This window comes from Cohnella sp. GCM10020058 (assembly GCF_042683485.1).
Lineage (GTDB): Bacteria > Bacillota > Bacilli > Paenibacillales > Paenibacillaceae > Cohnella.
In genome coordinates this window covers 1-18,691 of sequence record NZ_JBHUJV010000024.1, presented here as the reverse complement: position 1 = coordinate 18,691, position 18,691 = coordinate 1, and the positions used below count along the sequence as shown (strand labels likewise).

Sequence of the window (18,691 nt, the reverse complement as noted above, 5' to 3'; positions counted from 1 at the left end):
CAAAGCCAAAGCCAATCCAATGCCAAGCGCTAGGTCTTCGCGGCGAGCGTATCGGACAGTCTGTCGCACAGCGACTGGATGGCCGCGTTCTGCAGCCTGTAGCTGACGCGATTCGCGATCAGCCGGCTTGTCACCTGGAACAGCGTCTCCCTCTCGACCAGCCCGTTCTCCTCGAGCGTTTTGCCCGTTTCGACCATGTCCACGATCCGATCGGCCAGGCCGATGAGCGGCGCCAGCTCGATCGAGCCGTTCAGCTTGATGACCTCTACCTGCTGGCCGCGCTCGCGGAAATACTGGGACGCTACCCGCGGATACTTCGTCGCCACCCGCGGATGAATGTCCGGCGCCCAGTCCGGCAGCCCGATGACCGACATCCGGCACCTGGCGATACCCAGATCGAGCAGCTCGTAGACATCCTTGTTCTCTTCCATCAGCACGTCCTTGCCGACGATGCCGATGTCCGCGACGCCATATTCGACGTAGGTCGGCACGTCAACGGGCTTGGCCATGATAAACTCCATATTGGCTTCCGGCACCGGAATGATGAGCCGGCGCGAGTCGTCGAAGTCCTCCGGAATCGGGAGTCCCGCCTGCCGGAACAGCTTGCTCGCCTGCTTGTAGATACGCCCTTTGGGCATCGCGACCTTCAATACTGCGTTGCCGTCCGTCATTGCGGATCCCCTCCCTTCTCGTCGAACGTGAACACTTGATCGTAAACGGTGCCTTTATATTCGTAACGCCCATTCTGCGCCGAGGCGAGCGCGCCTCCAGCTCCGTCGTCCGCGCTCCGGTCCTCGCCGGTCTGCGCGATGCCCTCGGTCACGACCGCCAGCCCCTCCGCCCGCAAGCCGGCAGCCTTCTCCAGCGCTTCGCTTCTGCGTGCCGGCGCGTAGCGGATGAGCGCGCGTACCGGCTCTTCCTGGCCGACCTCGGCAACCTCGAGCATGCGCGTCGTCTTGAGCGCAAATCCCGTCGCTGGCGCCGGCCTGCCGAACTGCGCCAGCAGGTTGTCGTAACGTCCGCCGCTGCACACCGGGAAGCCGAGCTGAGACGCATAGCCCTCGAACGTCATGCCCGTATAATAGGAAATGTCGCCGATCATCGTCAGGTCGATGAGGACATGGTCCTGGACGCCATAGGCGCCGAGTACGTCCCACATTTCGCACAGATGGCGGATCGCCTCGCGCGCGCCGTCGCTCACGCGAAGCTCCAGTGCCCGCTCGCAAATCTCTTGGCCGCCGCGCAGCCGCAACAATCCCTCAAGCTCGCGATGCACGGATTCCTCGAGCAGCAGCTCCCCAAGCGCCGTCCGGTAGCCGACATAATCGCGCTGCAGCAGGCACTCCTTCAGCCGCTCCTGCGCTTCCGCACGTCCAGGCAGCGTATCCTCGAACAGGCCGTTCAGGAAGCCGACGTGGCCGACCGCGATCTTGAAGGAAGGCACGCCCGCGGCCTTCAGCGAGGCGATGGCGAGCGCGATCACTTCCGCGTCGGCCTCCGGGGAGGGATCGCCGATCAATTCGACGCCGGTCTGGAAAAACTCCGCTTCGCGTCCCGCTTCCTCCTCGAAGGCGCGGAAGACGTTCGCGTGGTAGCTGAGCCGCAGCGGAAACGGATGATCCTTGAGCAGCGACGAAGCAACGCGCGCGATCGGCGCCGTAACGTCGGAGCGAAGCACGATCGTCGTCCCCCGCTGATTGAGCAGCTTGAACAGCTTCTGATCAGAGGTCGCGCTCGCCACGCCTACCGTATCGTAATATTCGATCGTAGGGGTCAGAATCTGCTCGTAGCCCCAGCCTCGCATGCACGCCAATACCTCATGCTCGATACGCCTCAGCTTGGCGACCGCATGGGGCAGATAGTCCTTGACGCCGATCGGCTTTTCGAAGCCTTTGGGTTTGGACACGACAAAACACCTCGCTATAATGAGGCGGCCAAAGCCGCCTTTTACTTCAATTTAATGCAATACTTTTTCTTCATAAACTTTAATACGTTAAAGCGATACCATGTTACCATACTGCCAAAGTAAAGATTTAAGTCTCACTTTATCACGAACGCCTGCAAGCGTCAAGCTGGGCAGCTTCGGCATGTTTCCTGCAAGCGACAGCAAAAAGAACCGCCGGCCGGCCTGCTCGCCAACCCCGGTTCCCGCCGATCCCAGCTCGTCCGGCCTGTCCCTGCCACGCGTTCTTCACTGGTTACCTCACCAAGCGCGCCGAGCCGGGTCAGCCTTGCTCATCTCCCGAAGATTCGCCAGCTCTCCCGAGCTCGCGCAGGGGATTGCCGCCGACTCTGGCGTGAGCCGGTACGTCCCGGTGCACGACCGATCCGGCCGCGACAACCGCATGATCTCCGATCGTCACGCCGGGCAGAATCGTCACGTTGGCTCCGATCATCACATGCGAACCGATGACGATATCGCCAAGCCTGTACTCTTTAATGAGGTATTCGTGCGTCAGCAGCGTGGAGTTGTAGCCGACGATGCAGTTGTCGCCGATCGTGATCCGTTCAGGGAAGAAGACGTCCACCATCACCATCAGCGCAAACGACGTCTCTTTGCCTACCTTCATGCCCAGCACGCGGCGGTAGATCCAGTTCTTCACCGAGAGCTCGGGACAGTACCGTGCGATCTGGATAAAGACAAAGTTCCTGACCGCCTTCAGCCTGGACACCGTACGATACACCTGCCATAAAGCGTTGGGGCCTTCGACCGGGTACCGCTCGACTTTCCGCAAGGCTTATCCCTCCAACCCGCTTAGCGGCAGCAGCTCGCGCATATCGTGAACGATGCGGTGCGCGCCTGCCTCTCGCAGCGGGGCTTCTCCCTTGAGCGACCAGGAGACGCCGACGGCGTAAGCGCCGGCGGCCAGCGCCGAACCCATATCCACGGTGCTGTCGCCGACCATGATCGCATGCTCCGGCGCGACGTCAAGCGCCCGCAGTGCCTTTTGCACCGGCTCCGGATGCGGCTTGGCATGCTCGACGTCGTCCAGCGTCACGATCGTATCCATGTATTCGTACAGCCCCAGCAGCTTGAGCGCCCGCTCCGTCGTCAGTCGCATCTTCGTTGTGACGATTCCCAGCTTGAGCCCGCCCTGCTTCAATAAAGGGACGACCTCCAGCACGCCGGGGAACAGCGACACCATGTCGTCGTGATGCTTGATGTTGTACTCGCGGTATCCTGCAATCAGATCGTCGACCTGCTCGCGCCCCGAGAACTGCTGCAGCTGCGAGAGCAGCGTCTGCCCCATGATCGGGATAATCTGCTCGCGTCCGAATTCGGGCGGGACGATCCCTTGCAGACAATATAGAAAAGATTGGATGATCAGTTCGTTCGTGTCGACGATCGTGCCGTCGAGGTCGAACAGCACCGCGTCAATCCGGGTCCCGTTCTTGCCTTCTGTCTGATTGTGACTCATCTGCAGGCTTCCTCTCTTCTTCCGTATCGGCCGGATCCGCATCCGACACGGTCTCTTCGACCGTCCGGCCGGCAGCCGCAGGCGCTTCGGCGAGGGACGCGTCCGCCGCGTCCGCTTCGACCGCCTTGTTTCTTGCGAGCGGGTCCAAATACCGCGTTCTGTCCGGATTCATCGCCCGGCGCACGATAATGGCCACGATGCTCGCGACGACGAGGATCACCGCGAGCAGCTGCGAGCTGCGAACGTTGCCGTATGCCGGATCGAGGTAGCCTTGATCCCCGAATATCCACTTCATCGGCGTCCACAGACCGTTGATCAGCGAAGCCAGCCAGTCCGGTCCCTTGAAGGCCAGGCTGTCCGTGCGCAGCGCCTCGATAAAGAAGCGGCCGATCGAATACCAGATTAAATAGGAGAAAAACATCTCTCCTACGCGCATGAACTTCTGACGGCGCAAAATGAACAGAATGACGAGACCGACCAGGCTCCACAGCGACTCGTAAAGGAAGGTGGGATGGTGGTAGGCGCCGGCTCCGTTCGCGTCGATGACATACATCTGTCTGACGATAAAAGCCGGCAGGTGAAGCTCGTTGCTCAGATATGTACCCGTGACTTCTCCGCCGTAGGCTTCCTGGTTGACGAAGTTGCCCCAGCGTCCGATCATCTGACCTGCCAGCAGCGACGGCACGCAGATATCGACGATACGCATGAACGTATAGCCCTTGCTGCGGAAGTAGAAAAATCCGCAGACGAAGGCGCCGATCAGCGCGCCGTAAATGGCGATGCCCCCGTTCCAGATCTGGATGATCTCGCCCGGGTGCTTGCTGTAGTAGTCCCATTTGAACAGCACGTAGTACAACCTGGCGCCGACGATGGCCGAAGGCACGCCGTACAGCATCAGGTCCAGGAAGAAGTCGGCCGACAAGCCGAAGCGCTTGCCCTCCCAGATGGCGAGCAGCAGCCCGACGAGGGCTCCCGTGCCGAGAATAAGCCCGTACCAGTGCACGGGGATCGGGCCGAGGTGAAACGCAATCGATTCGAGCCGCATGGGCAGCAACATGAGTATCCTCCGTCTCTAACGCAATCGACCGAGAGGCCGCGAGCGCGGTTTATTCGTTGTCTTCGTCTGCGATCGCTTCGGTGAGCTTGTTGGTAAATTGCAGGGCCGCGTTGTAGCCCATCCGCTTAAGACGGAAGTTCATGGCCGCTACCTCCAGGATGACCGCCAGGTTGCGTCCGGGACGAACGGGAACCGTCACGAGCGGCACATCGGTGTCGATGATTCGCGTCGTCTCCTCGTCCAATCCAAGCCGGTCGTATTGCTTGTCCTGCTGCCAATTTTCAAGCTTGATGACGAGTCCGATCTGCTTGGTGTTGCGCACGGCGCCCGCCCCGAACAGCGTCATAACGTTGAGAATCCCGAGCCCCCGGATCTCGAGGAGGTGCTGGATCAATTCCGGTGCGCTGCCGTAAAGATAGTTGTCCGCGGTCTGCCGGATCTCTACGGCGTCGTCCGCGATGAGCCGATGGCCGCGCTTCACGAGCTCAAGCGCGGTCTCGCTCTTGCCGATGCCGCTGCCGCCGGTGATGAGCATGCCCACCCCGTAGACGTCCACAAGAACGCCATGAATCGTGGTCGTAGGCGCCAGCTTCTTTTCCAAAAAGTTGGTGATGCGGCTCAGCAGCGTCGTCGTCGCGGTCGTGGAACGCAGCACCGGAAAATGGCGCTCCTCCGCCACCTGAATCAGCTCTTCGGGGGCATCGAGCCCGCGCGTAATGATAATGCACGGCGTCTCCTCCGCGCAGATCTGCCGCATCCGCTCCAGGCGTTCTTCGGAAGTTAGCTTCTCGAGAAAAGCCAGCTCCGTCTTGCCCAGAATCTGCGTCCGCTCCGCCGGGTAATAATCGTAATATCCGGCCATCTCCAGGCCCGGCCGGTTCAAGTCGTCCGTCACGATCGTGCGCCGCATGCCTTCCGAGCCGGCGACGACCTCGAGTTGAAATTGCTGCACGAGCTCGGATACCCTTACTTTTTTAGCCATCGTACAGCTCCCTTCAACGCTCTGTTCATCTTCCTCATCGTATCGAAAATAAGCGCGGAAATCAATGTAAACCGCGTCTTTGCGGGCAATCCGGAGCACGACATGCCGCCAGCCGCAAGCCTGGGCATGCAAAAGCCAGCGCTCTCGAAGAGAGGCTGGCTCGGCTTTTGAGGCTTATTCGGATCCGTCATCGCCCGATCCCCTGCGGCATGGCTCAAACTTGCCGGTACCGTTCGGTGAACGTTTCGAAAAAAGGCGTCGTATCCCGCTCCGCCATCGTCGTCTCCGCTCCCTTGGACCAACCGATCTCCCTCCTCCAGCTGCCCAGCGTGCCCGACGCGGCCAACGCGGCCTCATCGGCTTCCGCGCGGGCCTCGGCTTGCGGTGCCACATACAGCGCGTCCGCCGGACAATACGCTTCGCACATGAAGCAGGTCTGGCAATCCTCAAGACGGGCGATGACGGGAAGCTTCGCGCCTTCGTCCATATCGAAGACGTTTGTCGGGCAAGCCTTCACGCACAGCTTGCAGCCGATGCAGCGCTCCGCGCTGACGAGCTCGATCATGACGCTTCTCCCTTCGCATGCGCGTTCGCCCGTTCGAGCTCGCCCGCATGCGGCACCCGCTCCGTCCCGACCTTAATCTCGTCGATGCCCGACAGGACCAGGCGATGCGTCTGCCCCGGATCGAGCGCCGGATATTCGGCGAGCGCCGCAAGCCCGCGCGTTTCTTTGCGCGCGAGCGCGGCGGTGTACATCCAGCGGGCAACCGCCAGCATGCCGGCCGCCTCCCGCGCACGCACGCGCCCCTGCACCGTATCCGGCACGTTGCCGCGCAGCATCTCGCGCAGCGCGTCGAGCCGTCCCAGCGCACCGGCGATGCCCGACTCGCTGCGGTAGAAATTGATGTTCAGCGGCAGCACGTCCCGCTGAATAGCCTCGACCAGCGCCTTCGCGTCGATCGGCGCGTCCGTCTCCCGGCCGGCCTCAAGCCCTCTCCGTCCGACAGGCCGCAGCGTTCGGCTATCGGGACCGCCGCTTTTCCCCGCGGCCAGCGCATGACGAGCTGCGCCGCGCCCCGACCAGCTCCCGCTGCAGATCGCCCATGACGCGTTGTAGGCGCCGCCTCCGCTGACCGCGCCCATCACGCGTTCGCGCGATGCCGCATCGCCGGCCGCGTACAAGCCCGCCACCGTCGTCCGGCAATCCTCCCCCGTCAATCGCAGTCCGCCCGTGCCTCGCATCGTGCCTTCGTAGCGCAGCGTCAGCGGAAATTTATCCTTGAACGGATCGATGCCCGCCCGCTCGAGCGGCATGAAGAAGATCGGATGCGCCTGACGCAGGAACCTTCGCTTCTCTTCGGTATCCGCCAAGTCGATGGAAGCGTAGACCGGCCCTTCCAGCAGCAGCTTGTGCAGGCTGCCGAAGGTGCGGTCTCCCGCGTGAAGCGGCCGTCCGACCGCATCGTACAACGTCGACCAGGCCAGCATGCGGCCTCGGGTCACGCTGCCGTCCGCGTAGCTTGGCGCATACTGCCTGCTGAACTCCATTCCTGACAGCTCCGCCCCGGCTTCCGCCGACATCAGTAGCCCTTCCCCGGTGAGCACGTTGCAGCCCAGGCCTTTGCTTAAAAAGGTACATCCCCCGGTCGCGACGACAACTGCATGCGCACGGACCTCCCAGGAACGTCCGGTCAGCCGGTCGATGCCTCTGGCGCCGCCGATGCCGTGCTCGTCCGCCAGCAGCTCCAGCGCGGGCGACTGATCCAGGATCCGGACCCCCGCCTTGCGTAAGGCGCGGCGCATCAGCTTCATATACTCCGGTCCGTGCAGATGCGTGCGCAGCGTCGCGCCGTTCTCGTCCTTGCGGAACGGATATCCCCAATCCTCGAGCAGCCTCAGCCGGATCTCGACCTCGTCGAGGACACGGTGAATCCAGGCGTTCTCGGACAGATAGCCGCCGGCTTTGAGCCTCGCCTGCACCGCGCGTTCGCGCAGCTCCGCGACCGGCGGGATCACGAGCAGCGTCGTGCCCCCGGGAGCCGTGGCGCCGCTCGTGCCGACATAGCCTTTGTCGGCCAGCACGACGCTTGCCCCTTCCGCAGCCGCGCTCCAGGCGGCCCAAGCGCCGGCCGGCCCGCCGCCAAGCACCAGCACGTCAGCCGTCAACGTTGTTCCCGGCTCGATCGTCATGCGCATCCCCCCGCTTTCTCGCTTCCGTCGACGTATCGCCGGTGTCCGCTTCTTTTAAAGCTCCAATCGGTTTCGCAAAAAGCCGATCGTCACGGCCAGCGCTTCCTCCAGCTCGGGCGTCGTGCCTGCATAAGGATGCACTGCGTTAAACGTATGGTCCGCCCGCTCGATATCGTGGAACTGAAAGTGCGGCGCATTTTGCTTGAATATCCGGTTCTGCGCGAGCAGCGACTCGCGGTCCGCGCCGCCCTGCACGACGAGAACCTCCGCCCGCACCTCTTTCAACCGCTCTTCAATCACATAACGGTCTGCATGCCGCACCTGGTCAGCGTCGAGTGCCGCCTCAAGAAGGGTGCGGCCTCCTTCTTCGCCGCCGCGCGCGGGTGACGAGCCGCCGTTCCAGACGACCAGCGCCCGAATGCCGTCCTGCTCCGCCGCATGCACGATCGCGCCGCCGCCCGCCCGGCTATGCCCGATCAGTCCCAGCCGCGACGCATCGGCTTGATCGGCCAGCGGCAGTTCGCCCGCCCGCAGCGCGTTCGCCACGATCGTCAGCTCCTCCAGCTCGCGCGACAGCGTGCTTGCCTCCGCGATTCGCGCCTCGCTCGCACCCGCTTCCCGCGCAGCGACGCGGGAGTAATCGAAGCTCACCGTATAGAAGCCTTCCGCGGCGAGCCGGTCCGTCGTCTCCGGCCAGAACGCCCAATTCTTATGCCCTCTGAAGCCGTGGCTCACGATAACGGCCGGTCTGCTTGCGCCCTCGCCGGCCGTCTTCACTTCGCCGCGGATGTACAAGCCGTTATCCAGCGGCAGCCGGAAGGCTGCAGTCGTGATCGTCTGCTCGCTCATGCACGTTTCCTCCCATTCAACGATTATTCGGCCTTCAGCACCCAACCGCTAATATCGAAGTCCTTTTTCGCAATCTTCTCCTCGACCAGAAAGTTCTTCGTTCCTTCGATCAGCGCAAGCCCGTCATCCGTGAACGCCGTGTCCTTGATATCCTCGATCGGACTCAGCTTCTTCACGTTCTCGACCGTCGTCTTCTGAATGCCCGCGATATATTCGTAGTACTCGTCCGGATGCTGCTTCAAGTCGGCCAGCGCCTTCTCGCGCGCAGCGTTCCATACTTTCGGGAAATCCGGGAACTTCTCAAGAAATGCCTCCGACACCACCGTCGCGCTCGTGCCGAGCAGCTCGGGATGATCCGACGAGATATCCAGCTGCGGATACCCGTTCGCCAGCGAAGTCAGGGCGTTAACGCCCGTATTGGTCATCGCGTCCACGCTGCCGTTAGCCAGCGCGGCTTGCGCGTCGGGGATCAGCATGTGCACGAGCTTATAGTCGGTGACGCCCGCATCCTTGAGCAGTCCCACGATATAGCGGTGCATAAAGGAGCCCTTCTGAATGGCGATCGTCTTGCCCTTCAGATCTTGCAGCGTCTTGGGGCCGTCCTTCTTGGCAATGAGATAGCCGATCGTACGGGTACCCGGCTGCGTGATGAGACGCGTCTTTGCGCCGCCCGCCCGCGCGATGATCGCCGGCGTGTCGCCGAGACTGCCGAAGTCAAGCCTCCCGCTGATGAGCGATTCCGTCTGGTCCGGTCCGTTGGGGAAGCCCGCGAGCTTCACTTCCTTGACGCCGTATTTCTTCAGCTCTTCTTGAATGATGCCTTTGTAAAAGCCCCAGCCTTCCGCGCCCGTCGTCTGATTCTGGTCGTTCAGGCCGATGTAGCCGTAATTGATAACCTCCGGCACATGGCGCTCCGGCTCCGCGCTTGCGGTCGAAGCGGCCTGCGACGATGCAGCCGCAGTGGGCGCAGCTGCCGTGGAAGCGGCTGCCGACGGCGACGACGCAGCCGACGAAGAAGCGGCTCCTTCTTCGTTCTTGTTCCCGCAGCCTTGCAGCGCGAGCGTCAGCGCCACGATTGTCCCCAGCAGCAAGAGCGACCATCTGCGCCGGCTGCCCCCCTTGATCCGTCTTTGTCTCTGTTTCATCTCCGATTGCTCCTCCCTAGAATCCTGATCGCCGTGACAGCTGGTACATGAATTGATGCTTCGCGACCGGGACGCGTCCTTTGCCCCAACCGACTTTTTCCCGATAGCCGCCAAGCAGGCCCTGACGCTCGATTTCCTCCTCGGTAACGCCCATCACGCCTTCCGAATCCGGCGATACGTAGAGCGCGTCGACCGGGCAGTACAGCTCGCACATGAAGCAAGTCTGGCAATCGTCCTGCCTCGCGATGACGGGAATCCCGTCCTCGCCGCGATCGAACACGTTCGTCGGGCAGACGGAGACGCATTGGTTGCACGATACGCAACGGGATTCGCTGACGACCTCGATCATACCGACACACGCTCCTTCGCCACTTCTTCCTTTTTGACCCATACCCGGTCGAGTCCGCCGCTGATGAGGCGATGATGCTGGCCGGCGTCGCCCGTAGGGAAATCCTCTCGCTTGTGCATGCCGCGCGTCTCCGTGCGCGCCAGCGCCGAATGGTACATCCAGCGGGCCGTTGCCGTCATCGCGGCGGCCTCGCGCGCCTTCACGCCTTCGGCGGTCCGCCCGATCCCCGCTTCGCGCTGGCGCCGCCACAGATCGTCGAGCCTGACGAGCGAGTCGCCGAGTCCCTTCTCCGTACGGAACAAGTTGCGGTCGTACGGCTTTACCTCGTCCTGCACGGCGTGCACGTATTCTTCCGTACGCGCAGCCGCGCCCGCTTCTTGGTGATCTCTCAACGATTGAGAGGACAGGCCCCTCAGATTGCGCGATCCCGCCGTCTCGCCAAGCTTCAGCGCGTAAGCTGCCGCGCCTTCACCGGCAAACGAGCCCGAGGACATCGCCCAAGCCGCGTTATGGCTGCCTCCGCCGGTAAAACCGCCGCAGATCAACTCGCGCGTTGCCGCATCGCCGGCAGCGTACAGACCGGGCGCGCTCGTGGCGCACGTCTCATCGATGACGCGAATGCCGCCGGTGCCGCGGACCGTACCTTCCAGCCGGAGCGTGACCGGGAACAGATCCTTGAACGGATCGATGCCCCTGCGGTCGAACGGCAGGAAGAAGTTCGTCTGCGCGACGCGCAGCAGCGGCTTCAAGTCCTCCGGCGCCTGATCGAGTTTGGCGTATACTTGCTTGCCTTGCAGCAGGTTGCGCGCGATGACCGACCGGCCCTTTTTCGAGCCTGCGCCCTCGACGACCGTCCCGTCCTCGTAGTAAAAGGTGGCATAGCTGTAATACGCGGTCTTCGTAACCGAAGAGAACGTCGGGCAGATCGCATAGGCGTTCGAGAATTCCATTCCCGACAGGTCCGCTCCCGCCTCGGTGGCGAACAGATAGCCGTCTCCCGTAAGCACGTTGCAGCCAAGCGCGCGGCTCAGGAAGGCGCACCCGCCGGTGGCGATCACCACGGCGCCCGCCCGTATTTCCCATGTCTCGCCGGTCTGCGTGTTCACGCCGGCCGCGCCTCCTACGCCGTGCTCGTCCGCGAGCAGCTCCAGAACGGGGCTGTGGTCCAAAATTTTGACGCCTGCGCGCTGCACGAGCTTTCTCATGAGGCGCATGTACTCCGGTCCTTGCAAGCTGCGCTTGTGCGGATTGCCATTTTCATCGACGGGGAAAGGATAGCCGAGATTGCCCAGCTTGTTCATGTTTTCGTACGTGCGGTCGAGCACGCGGTCCATCCAACTGTGTTCGGCCAGCTGTCCGCCCATTGCATAGCGGCTGGCTTTCGCTTCTTCGCGCTTCTCGCGTTCGGGCTCGACGTACCAGACGCCTGTGCCCGACGGCGCGGTGGCGCCGCTCGAGCCGCAGTAACCTTTGTCGACCAGCGTCACCTTCGCGCCCTTCGAAGCCGCCGATATAGCCGCCCAGGTTCCCGCAGGTCCGCCGCCGATTACCAGTACGTCCGTGATCCGTTCGACAGAAGCTCTTGTAGCTGTGCTCGTCATATTTGTTCCTCCTCGGAATGGTTGATGTTCATTCAATCGGCGTTGCCCGATCCCTCTTTACCGGCCCTCGAACGCTTAGCCTTTGTATCCGTCCTGCCATTTCAGCGTCCGGCGTTCGACTGATTTGACGGCTGAGTCGAGCAGCTTGCCCACGATCGCGAAGATCAGAATGCCGACGAAAATAACTTCCGGTTGGCCGTTCTGCTTGGCCTCGTTGATCAGAAAGCCGATCCCCGAGGTAGAACCAATGAGCTCCGCTACCACCAGCCCGATCCAGGAGACGGCGAGCGAAGTACGCAAGCCTAGCAGAATTTGCGGTGACGCCGCCGGCAGGATCAGTCTTGAGATTCGTTTAAACCGGCTGAAGCTGAGCGTCCGCGACACCTCGAACAGCTTGTTGTCCACCTGGCGAATGCCCAGGAAGGTGTTGACGTACAGCGGGAAAAACGAACCGGCGGCGATGATGACCACTTTGGAGATCTCCCCGAATCCGAACCACAATATGATGAGCGGCGCGATCGCGAGATGCGGCACGAGCCGCAACACTTGCGCGCTGGGATCGAGGAGGTATTCGGCCCGCCGGAATAAGCCCGTCAATATGCCAAGCCCCAGACCCAGCCCGCCCCCGAACAAAAATCCGATCCCCGCCCGACGTATGCTGTCTCCCATGTGATGGAGCAAACTGCCGTTCGCCGCCAAGTCTGCGAATGCGGCCGCGATCTTCGCCGGCGCCGGCAGAAATTCCGAAGAGATCCAGCCCAGGCTTCCGGCCAGCTGCCAGACCGCGATCACCGCGACCGGCACGAGCCAACCGGTTGCGACATCCGCCAGCGCCGCGCGTAATTTAAAGGCTGCGCCTCGAACCCGTTTCTCCTTTAATTTTCCGGCCGGCGCGATCCATGCTTCGACTCTCTCGCTCATCTCTCACGCCTCCTTTATCCGCTGTAGGTGTCTTTCCAACGCACGATTCTGCGCTCCAGCAGCCGCACGGCCGTGTCCGACACGAGCCCGGCGAGCGCAAATACGAAGATGCCGACGAACACGACCGGCGTGTCCGCGAACTGGCGCGCATCCGATATCATGTAGCCGATGCCCGATGTCGAGGCGATCAGTTCGGCTACGACCAGCCCCAGCCAAGCCAATCCCAGCGACAGCCTTACGCCGAGCAAAATATTCGGTATCGCAGCGGGGATGACGAGCCGCATGATTTGTTGCACACGGTTAAACCCGAGGACGCGGCTGACTTCGAACAGCTTGTTGTCCACCTGCCGAATGCCGAGGAACGAATTGATATAAATCGGGAAAAAAGCGGCCTTGGCGATCAACAGCACCTTCGATTCCTCACCGATTCCGAACCAGAGAATAAACAGCGGCACGACGGCGAGACTCGGAACCATCCGAATCATCTGGATCGTCGGGTCCAGCAGCTTTTCCGATCTGCGGAACAGACCGACCAGGATGCCGAATGCCAGCCCCAGCCCTCCACCCAATAGAAATCCGGATAACGCCCGAATCGCGCTGAAGCGGAAGTTCGTCCACAAATCGCCCGATGCCGCCAGATCGACGAACGAACCGGCTATGACCGCCGGCGCGGGAAACATGAGCTCCGACAGATATCCCCGCTCGGCCAGCACTTGCCATACTGCGATGACCGCCACCGGCAGCAGGAGACCCAGACCGATCTGTACCCAGCGCCCCGGAGCCCCTGCTTCCCGCGAATCCGCTATACGACTGTTCATCAACGCTCCCTCCCTGCCCATTCAGCTGAAATTCTGGTTTCCTGTATTGCCCAGATTATAAACACTTTAATTCCTAGCTGTAAAATAGGAATTATCTATCGATGGGTTCATTGACAGGGCAAGTACCCGGATGTTACGGTTAACATATTATTCTTATAGACTTTGTATGTTATATTCACTCTTCACATGGGGAGGCTTAAATTATGGGAAATGTCTCGCTGGAGATTAAGCATCTTAGCAAGCAATTCGTCGGCGCGAAGGGGACGGTGACCGCGCTCAGAAATGTCGATCTGGACGTGCGCGAGGGCGAGTTTATTACGGTCATCGGTCCGAGCGGATGCGGCAAGAGCACCTTGCTCCGCATTGTTGCGGGACTCGATACGCAGTATGCCGGGCATGTCAGCCTGAATGGCTCGCCCATCGTCAAGCCGGGCATCGATAAAGGCTTTATTTTTCAGGAGCATCGTCTGTTCCCATGGCTGACCGTGGAGAAGAATATCGCTTCCGATTTGTCTCTGAATGATAAAAAAGTGCGTCGAAAAGTAGACGAATTGATCGAGCTTGTACGGCTCAAGGGCTTTGAGAAAGCCTATCCGCGCGAGCTGTCCGGCGGGATGGCGCAGCGGGTATCCATCGCGCGTGCCCTGCTCAGGCAGCCTCAAATTCTGCTGCTTGACGAGCCCTTCGGAGCGCTGGACGCCTTTACGCGTGCCCATATGCAAGAGGTGTTGCTCGAAGTCTGGCGCAACAACAAGACGACGATGATCTTCGTCACCCACGACATCGATGAAGCGATCTTCCTTGCCAACCGCGTTATCATTCTGAAGCCCAGGCCTGGCGAGATCAGTGCGATCGTCCCCGTCGAGCTCTCCCATCCTCGTAAAAAGGCGAGCCCGGACTTCCAGGCGCTGCGCTTAAAAGTGCTCAGTCAATTCGAGACCGGCGAGGAATTCCAGTTCGCGGACGGCGCGGGAATCTAACGAACGACAAAAAGAAGCCCGGCTGCCTAACCCTGTAGGGTTGGTAAGCCGGGCTTCTTTTTGATGATCATCTATAATAGCCGAGAATTAAGCTTCAAGGATGTTGAGCTCGGTATCCTTGTCGAAGATATGAATCTTGTTCATATCGATCGCCAGCTTGATGTTTTGGCCTTCTTGCAGCTGGGAACGGCCGTCGACGCGAGCGATGACGTTGTCCTTGCCAAGCCCGTTCAGATACAGGAACATCTCGTGACCGAGGTTCTCGGAAACTTCGATGCTGGCGCTGATGACGGAGTTCGGAGATGCTTCGATGAAGACAGGCTCTTCGTGCAGATCTTCAGGACGAATACCTACGATCATCTCGCGGCCGATGTAGCCCTTGTCACGAAGCAGTTGCGCCTTGCCGGCCGGAATAACGACGTTGATGCCCGTCGCCTTGAAGCGAACGGCGCCGCCTTCTTCCGACAGTTGGCCGGTGATGAAGTTCATTGCCGGCGCGCCGATGAAGCCTGCTACGAACAGGTTGACCGGGTGGTTGTAGAGCTCATCCGGCGTAGCTGCTTGTTGAATAAAGCCGTCCTTCATGACGACGATACGGTCGCCCATCGTCATGGCTTCCGTCTGGTCATGGGTTACGTAGATGCAAGTCGTCTCAAGACGCTTCATCAGCTTGGAGATGTTCGCCCGCATCTGCGTACGCAGCTTGGCGTCGAGGTTCGACAGCGGTTCGTCCATCAGGAACACTTGCGGTTCGCGAACGATTGCGCGGCCCAGGGCGACACGTTGGCGTTGACCGCCGGAAAGCGCCTTCGGCTTGCGGTCGAGCAGGTGCTCGATCTCGAGCGTGCGCGCAGCTTCGCGAACGCGGCGGTCGATCTCGTCCTTGCGGAACTTGCGGAGCTTAAGACCGAATGCCATGTTCTGATATACGTTCATGTGCGGGTACAGCGCGTAGGACTGGAATACCATCGCGATATCGCGGTCCTTCGGTGCAACGTCGTTCACGACGCGGTCGCCGATGTACAGCTTGCCTTCGGAGATTTCTTCGAGGCCTGCGATCATACGCAGCGTCGTCGATTTGCCGCAGCCGGACGGGCCGACCAGCACGAGGAATTCTTTGTCTGCAATGTCGAGATTAAAGTCGGTTACCGATGCTTTGTCGGAACCCGGATATTTTTTGTATACATGCTCTAAACGTACGCCTGCCATTGGAAGTTCCCCCTAACGCTTCGTTTAAGGTACGTTCTTATCTTACCTTAGACCGTGACGACTGACTATGCACAATCCGTACAAAAAATTCATTTCCTTTTCGTAACTTTGTACAATAGCATAAGCAGACGCACCAATATGGCATCGTTAAAGGAGCGGACGTCCAAGCCTGCTTCCTGCTTGAGCTTATCCAGCCTGTATAGGAGCGTATTGCGGTGAATGAACAAGCGCTTCGCCGTCTCGCTCACGTTGCAGTCCATGGCAAAAAAGGCATCCAGCGTCGACACTGTCTCCGGATCCGTGAAGAGGTCCTGCCTCCCGGACATCTCATCCATAAATCTGGATCGCACGGGCTCGGGAATGCCGCTGAGAAGACGCTCCAGGTGAACCAGCCATGGCATATGTACATGCATGCCCATATGGAACTTGCGTCCCAGATTGATCGTCTCCCGCAGCGTCGCCACGGCGTAAACCAGGCTCTCGGTCGGGATGATCGGCTCTCCGACCGCGACATGGCAGTCGCCGCCCCATTCCTCGGTGATCATCTGGTGAAGGCCGGTCGCCAAGGACACGAGGGCTTCCTTCGTCTCGCCGCGTTCAATCATATCGCCTTCGTTGGTCTCCACCTCTGCGAGCAGCCTGTCCGTCCCCAGTATAAGCCACTCTCTCTCCCGCAGCGGTATGAGGAGCATTTCGTCCGACAGATAAGAGCGGAATACCTTTTCCAATTCAACGTAAGAGGGCTCGCGGTTTTCAGCCTGTTCGCTCATCAACAAAAAAGGAATCATCCCGTCAAACAGCCGGTGGTGCAGCTCGAACCGTTCGGGAATCTCAGCTCGCCACTCGCCTGCGTCGATCGACTGCTGCAGCCAATCCCCCAGCTTGCGGGCTTGGCGCTCCAACTCCGATGCGCTGGTGCTGCCCGACTTCGACATCGATCCTTGCTTGGCCAGCCAGCTTAGCAGCTCCTTTTCCAGCAAGGTAAGCTCTGCCTGCATCCTTAGAACCTGTACATGATGGTTATCTACCTTGGTTACGAGCAAGAAGCCTTGTTCCAGATCTAACTGATCTCCGGATTCGGGAAGCTTGGCGCCCCCTGCTTTCACCCATTCCGTTTTGGATATGGTATCGATCTCGACAGACCCGTTCATCAACTGCTGCAACTGTTGAAGCCTCGTATTGTTCATCCTGCGAGCCCCTCGTTTGCCTGGCGTTAGCCACATTGTACCACATCGGCTCGCGGCCGGGCCAAGCTGCGTCGATCAGCCGCTTCGTAGCAGGAGCAGTACCACGACGGACATTAAAGCGAACACCGCTGCGATGAGATACAGGAACGAGACCGTCTGAACCTGCGACAGCCCCCATTTCATTAGACTATGATGCGTATGGAGATTGTCGGCCTGGTGCAGCCCCTTCCCCTTGATCAGACGTCTTGCGAAAACGATCGCCGTATCGAGGATCGGCACCCCCAGCGCAAGAAGAGGCACAAGAAGCGACAGAAACGTCGCGCCTTTTAAAGTGCCGTCCATCGCGATGACCGCCAGCATGTAACCTAAAAAGGTCGCTCCCGCGTCTCCCATGAAGATCCTCGCCGGATGGAAATTATAAGCGAGAAAGGCCAGACAGGAGCCTGCGATCGCCAGCGCGGCGAATGCCGTTGTCTCTTGGTGGCCGACGATCGAAGCGACGAACAGCGTCAATGCCGATATGACGGATATGCCCGAAGCCAGCCCGTCCACGCCGTCGATAAAATTCATCATATTTATAAGCGCGAATACCCAAAGCATCGTAAACAAAATGCTCCAGCCGTCGCTGAATAAAATCATCGACGATAAGGAAGGGGTCGAGACGCCCTGGATCGTGATACCGAAGGCGCAAGGAATATACGATACAAGGATATAGAGGATCAGTCGAGGCCATATGGGAAAATCCTTGCCTCTAGATTTAAAAGCATCGTCGATAAGCCCGATCGCCACCAGGAGCGCTCCGCCCGTGGAAATCGCCCTGAACAGAGCCGCATGCTGGACAAAAATAGCGCAAGTAAGCACAGCACCCAGATAGATCGCAACGCCGCCGCTCAGGGGAATCGGCACTTTATGTATTTTGCGGCTGTTAGGCCTGTCGACAAACCCGATTTTCAAGGCCAGAATTCGAACAAAAGGAACCAAGATCATCACGATTAAAAAAGCGCAGGTGAATGTGTACGGATATTTCATGTGGATGCCTCCGGACTGTCGGGATGCGCTTAACGTTCCCTAGTCGGCGGCCTGTTCATTCGAAGGAAATCGGAGAATGATCCTGAAATGCAAAAAAACAGACGTCATTGCGTCTGTCTAGAATTAAAAACTGGTGAGCCATGAAGGACTCGAACCTTCGACACCCTGATTAAAAGTCAGGTGCTCTACCAACTGAGCTAATGGCTCGGGTAAACTGGTGGAGGCTGATGGAGTCGAACCACCGAACCCAGAGGGAACAGATTTACAGTCTGTCGCGTTTGGCCACTTCGCTAAGCCTCCACGTTATGAACCCGATCCCCGGTAGCTTGCACACCTGATGGCTTGCTTATACCGGAAATGAATGGTGGCTCGGGACGGAATCGAACCGCCGACACGAGGATTTTCAGTCCTCTGCTCTACCGACTGAGCTACCGAGCCGTAAAGATTGCCATTTAAAATGGCGGAGCTGACGGGATTCGAACCCGCGGTCTCCTGCGTGACAGGCAGGCATGTTAGGCCTCTACACCACAGCTCCATGTGGTTAAATCAATGGTGGAGGCTGAGGGGATCGAACCCCCGACCCTCTGCTTGTAAGGCAGATGCTCTCCCGGCTGAGCTAAGCCTCCACGGGATAGATGGTATGGTAGCGGCAGAGGGGATCGAACCCCCGACCTTTCGGGTATGAACCGAACGCTCTAGCCAGCTGAGCTACGCCGCCACGCCACTTTTCGACTGGAGCTTGTCCAGTACGTTCACAGAGCTTGCGCCCTGAAAACCGGATGCGAAACGAATATGCGCTAGAAATGCTCTTGCCTGTGCGGCTTGCCGTTTGTTCCTAGATCGGAACAGTAGGATAAGCCCTCGACCGATTAGTACTCGTCAGCTGCACGCATTGCTGCGCTTCCACCCCGAGCCTATCAACCTCGTGTTCTCCAAGGGGTCTTACATACTGGGA

At 59.9% G+C, this 18,691-nt stretch carries 18 protein-coding genes, 6 tRNA genes and 1 rRNA gene; 1 reads left to right on the top strand and 24 read right to left on the bottom strand.

Features of this window, described 5'->3' with window-relative positions:
• Nucleotides 1-29: 29 nt before the first annotated feature.
• From hisG to ACFSR7_RS33780, 14 genes are all read right to left on the bottom strand, one after another.
• Nucleotides 30-671 carry an ATP phosphoribosyltransferase gene (gene hisG, locus ACFSR7_RS33845; protein ID WP_378169053.1) on the bottom strand — a complete coding sequence of 214 codons (642 nt, stop codon included), beginning with the start codon at nucleotides 669-671 and terminating at the stop codon, nucleotides 30-32.
• Entirely contained in the window at nucleotides 668-1,906 is a 1,239-nt protein-coding gene (locus tag ACFSR7_RS33840) for an ATP phosphoribosyltransferase regulatory subunit (RefSeq protein ID WP_378169052.1), read from the bottom strand. The genes hisG and ACFSR7_RS33840 overlap by 4 nt, the downstream gene beginning before the upstream one ends.
• 319 nt (nucleotides 1,907-2,225) lie before the next feature.
• Nucleotides 2,226-2,735, bottom strand: a complete 510-nt coding sequence (locus tag ACFSR7_RS33835; protein ID WP_378169051.1) for an acyltransferase — start codon at nucleotides 2,733-2,735, stop codon at nucleotides 2,226-2,228.
• Between the two features lie 3 nt (nucleotides 2,736-2,738).
• Nucleotides 2,739-3,419, bottom strand: coding sequence for a pyrophosphatase PpaX (gene ppaX, locus ACFSR7_RS33830; RefSeq protein WP_378169050.1), 681 nt, complete (start codon nucleotides 3,417-3,419; stop codon nucleotides 2,739-2,741).
• On the bottom strand, nucleotides 3,376-4,476 hold the full coding sequence (gene lgt / locus ACFSR7_RS33825; protein ID WP_378169049.1) for a prolipoprotein diacylglyceryl transferase: 1,101 nt from the start codon (nucleotides 4,474-4,476) through the stop codon (nucleotides 3,376-3,378). Before lgt ends, ppaX begins: the two co-directional genes overlap by 44 nt.
• Before the next feature lie 49 nt (nucleotides 4,477-4,525).
• Complete coding sequence (hprK, locus tag ACFSR7_RS33820) at nucleotides 4,526-5,458, bottom strand: HPr(Ser) kinase/phosphatase (protein ID WP_378169048.1); 933 nt, start codon at nucleotides 5,456-5,458, stop codon at nucleotides 4,526-4,528.
• Between the two features lie 214 nt (nucleotides 5,459-5,672).
• On the bottom strand, nucleotides 5,673-6,023 hold the full coding sequence (locus ACFSR7_RS33815; protein WP_378169047.1) for a 4Fe-4S dicluster domain-containing protein: 351 nt from the start codon (nucleotides 6,021-6,023) through the stop codon (nucleotides 5,673-5,675).
• On the bottom strand, nucleotides 6,020-7,648 hold the full coding sequence (locus ACFSR7_RS33810; protein ID WP_378169046.1) for an FAD-binding protein: 1,629 nt from the start codon (nucleotides 7,646-7,648) through the stop codon (nucleotides 6,020-6,022). The genes ACFSR7_RS33815 and ACFSR7_RS33810 overlap by 4 nt, the downstream gene beginning before the upstream one ends.
• Before the next feature lie 54 nt (nucleotides 7,649-7,702).
• On the bottom strand, nucleotides 7,703-8,497 hold the full coding sequence (locus ACFSR7_RS33805; protein ID WP_378169045.1) for an alpha/beta hydrolase family protein: 795 nt from the start codon (nucleotides 8,495-8,497) through the stop codon (nucleotides 7,703-7,705).
• A gap of 23 nt (nucleotides 8,498-8,520) precedes the next feature.
• On the bottom strand, nucleotides 8,521-9,642 hold the full coding sequence (locus ACFSR7_RS33800; RefSeq protein WP_378169044.1) for an ABC transporter substrate-binding protein: 1,122 nt from the start codon (nucleotides 9,640-9,642) through the stop codon (nucleotides 8,521-8,523).
• Between the two features lie 16 nt (nucleotides 9,643-9,658).
• On the bottom strand, nucleotides 9,659-9,991 hold the full coding sequence (locus tag ACFSR7_RS33795) for a 4Fe-4S binding protein (RefSeq protein ID WP_378117590.1): 333 nt from the start codon (nucleotides 9,989-9,991) through the stop codon (nucleotides 9,659-9,661).
• Nucleotides 9,988-11,592: an FAD-dependent oxidoreductase gene (locus ACFSR7_RS33790; RefSeq protein ID WP_378169043.1), complete on the bottom strand. Its 1,605-nt coding sequence runs from the start codon at nucleotides 11,590-11,592 to the stop codon at nucleotides 9,988-9,990. Before ACFSR7_RS33790 ends, ACFSR7_RS33795 begins: the two co-directional genes overlap by 4 nt.
• A 75-nt stretch (nucleotides 11,593-11,667) precedes the next feature.
• Entirely contained in the window at nucleotides 11,668-12,513 is an 846-nt protein-coding gene (locus ACFSR7_RS33785; RefSeq protein ID WP_378169042.1) for an ABC transporter permease, read from the bottom strand.
• 14 nt (nucleotides 12,514-12,527) lie between these two features.
• Nucleotides 12,528-13,331, bottom strand: a complete 804-nt coding sequence (locus ACFSR7_RS33780) for an ABC transporter permease (RefSeq protein ID WP_378169041.1) — start codon at nucleotides 13,329-13,331, stop codon at nucleotides 12,528-12,530.
• Nucleotides 13,332-13,534: 203 nt separating this feature from the next.
• Between ACFSR7_RS33780 and ACFSR7_RS33775 the strand changes: the two genes are divergently transcribed.
• Entirely contained in the window at nucleotides 13,535-14,311 is a 777-nt protein-coding gene (locus ACFSR7_RS33775; RefSeq protein WP_378169040.1) for an ABC transporter ATP-binding protein, read from the top strand.
• Between the two features lie 87 nt (nucleotides 14,312-14,398).
• Here the strand turns inward: ACFSR7_RS33775 and ACFSR7_RS33770 are convergent, their stop codons facing one another.
• The 10 genes from ACFSR7_RS33770 to ACFSR7_RS33725 form a co-directional block, all read right to left on the bottom strand.
• On the bottom strand, nucleotides 14,399-15,520 hold the full coding sequence (locus tag ACFSR7_RS33770; protein WP_090117100.1) for an ABC transporter ATP-binding protein: 1,122 nt from the start codon (nucleotides 15,518-15,520) through the stop codon (nucleotides 14,399-14,401).
• A gap of 89 nt (nucleotides 15,521-15,609) precedes the next feature.
• Nucleotides 15,610-16,707 carry a PucR family transcriptional regulator gene (locus ACFSR7_RS33765; RefSeq protein ID WP_378169039.1) on the bottom strand — a complete coding sequence of 366 codons (1,098 nt, stop codon included), beginning with the start codon at nucleotides 16,705-16,707 and terminating at the stop codon, nucleotides 15,610-15,612.
• Between the two features lie 75 nt (nucleotides 16,708-16,782).
• Entirely contained in the window at nucleotides 16,783-17,736 is a 954-nt protein-coding gene (locus ACFSR7_RS33760; protein ID WP_378169038.1) for an MraY family glycosyltransferase, read from the bottom strand.
• A gap of 131 nt (nucleotides 17,737-17,867) precedes the next feature.
• Nucleotides 17,868-17,943, bottom strand: a tRNA-Lys gene (locus tag ACFSR7_RS33755).
• 8 nt (nucleotides 17,944-17,951) lie between these two features.
• Nucleotides 17,952-18,036, bottom strand: a tRNA-Tyr gene (locus ACFSR7_RS33750).
• A 62-nt stretch (nucleotides 18,037-18,098) separates the two neighbouring features.
• A tRNA-Phe gene (locus tag ACFSR7_RS33745) sits at nucleotides 18,099-18,174 on the bottom strand.
• 20 nt (nucleotides 18,175-18,194) lie between these two features.
• Nucleotides 18,195-18,271: transfer RNA gene (locus ACFSR7_RS33740), tRNA-Asp, on the bottom strand.
• A 15-nt stretch (nucleotides 18,272-18,286) separates the two neighbouring features.
• Nucleotides 18,287-18,362, bottom strand: a tRNA-Val gene (locus ACFSR7_RS33735).
• A gap of 15 nt (nucleotides 18,363-18,377) precedes the next feature.
• Nucleotides 18,378-18,454 (bottom strand) — tRNA-Met (locus ACFSR7_RS33730).
• A 131-nt stretch (nucleotides 18,455-18,585) separates the two neighbouring features.
• A 23S ribosomal RNA gene (locus ACFSR7_RS33725) occupies nucleotides 18,586-18,691 on the bottom strand; the annotation flags it as partial.

Excerpts from the sequence above, each read along its gene's own strand:
- hisG (WP_378169053.1), bottom strand. The coding sequence starts at position 671 with ATGACGGACGGCAACGCAGTATTGAAGGTCGCGATGCCCAAAGGGCGT.
- ppaX (WP_378169050.1), bottom strand. The coding sequence starts at position 3,419 with ATGAGTCACAATCAGACAGAAGGCAAGAACGGGACCCGGATTGACGCG.
- lgt (WP_378169049.1), bottom strand. The coding sequence starts at position 4,476 with ATGTTGCTGCCCATGCGGCTCGAATCGATTGCGTTTCACCTCGGCCCG.
- hprK (WP_378169048.1), bottom strand. The coding sequence starts at position 5,458 with ATGGCTAAAAAAGTAAGGGTATCCGAGCTCGTGCAGCAATTTCAACTC.
- ACFSR7_RS33815 (WP_378169047.1), bottom strand. The coding sequence starts at position 6,023 with ATGATCGAGCTCGTCAGCGCGGAGCGCTGCATCGGCTGCAAGCTGTGC.
- ACFSR7_RS33810 (WP_378169046.1), bottom strand. The coding sequence starts at position 7,648 with ATGACGATCGAGCCGGGAACAACGTTGACGGCTGACGTGCTGGTGCTT.
- ACFSR7_RS33805 (WP_378169045.1), bottom strand. The coding sequence starts at position 8,497 with ATGAGCGAGCAGACGATCACGACTGCAGCCTTCCGGCTGCCGCTGGAT.
- ACFSR7_RS33800 (WP_378169044.1), bottom strand. The coding sequence starts at position 9,642 with ATGAAACAGAGACAAAGACGGATCAAGGGGGGCAGCCGGCGCAGATGG.
- ACFSR7_RS33795 (WP_378117590.1), bottom strand. The coding sequence starts at position 9,991 with ATGATCGAGGTCGTCAGCGAATCCCGTTGCGTATCGTGCAACCAATGC.
- ACFSR7_RS33790 (WP_378169043.1), bottom strand. The coding sequence starts at position 11,592 with ATGACGAGCACAGCTACAAGAGCTTCTGTCGAACGGATCACGGACGTA.
- ACFSR7_RS33785 (WP_378169042.1), bottom strand. The coding sequence starts at position 12,513 with ATGAGCGAGAGAGTCGAAGCATGGATCGCGCCGGCCGGAAAATTAAAG.
- ACFSR7_RS33780 (WP_378169041.1), bottom strand. The coding sequence starts at position 13,331 with ATGAACAGTCGTATAGCGGATTCGCGGGAAGCAGGGGCTCCGGGGCGC.
- ACFSR7_RS33775 (WP_378169040.1), top strand. The coding sequence starts at position 13,535 with ATGGGAAATGTCTCGCTGGAGATTAAGCATCTTAGCAAGCAATTCGTC.
- ACFSR7_RS33770 (WP_090117100.1), bottom strand. The coding sequence starts at position 15,520 with ATGGCAGGCGTACGTTTAGAGCATGTATACAAAAAATATCCGGGTTCC.
- ACFSR7_RS33765 (WP_378169039.1), bottom strand. The coding sequence starts at position 16,707 with ATGAACAATACGAGGCTTCAACAGTTGCAGCAGTTGATGAACGGGTCT.
- ACFSR7_RS33760 (WP_378169038.1), bottom strand. The coding sequence starts at position 17,736 with ATGAAATATCCGTACACATTCACCTGCGCTTTTTTAATCGTGATGATC.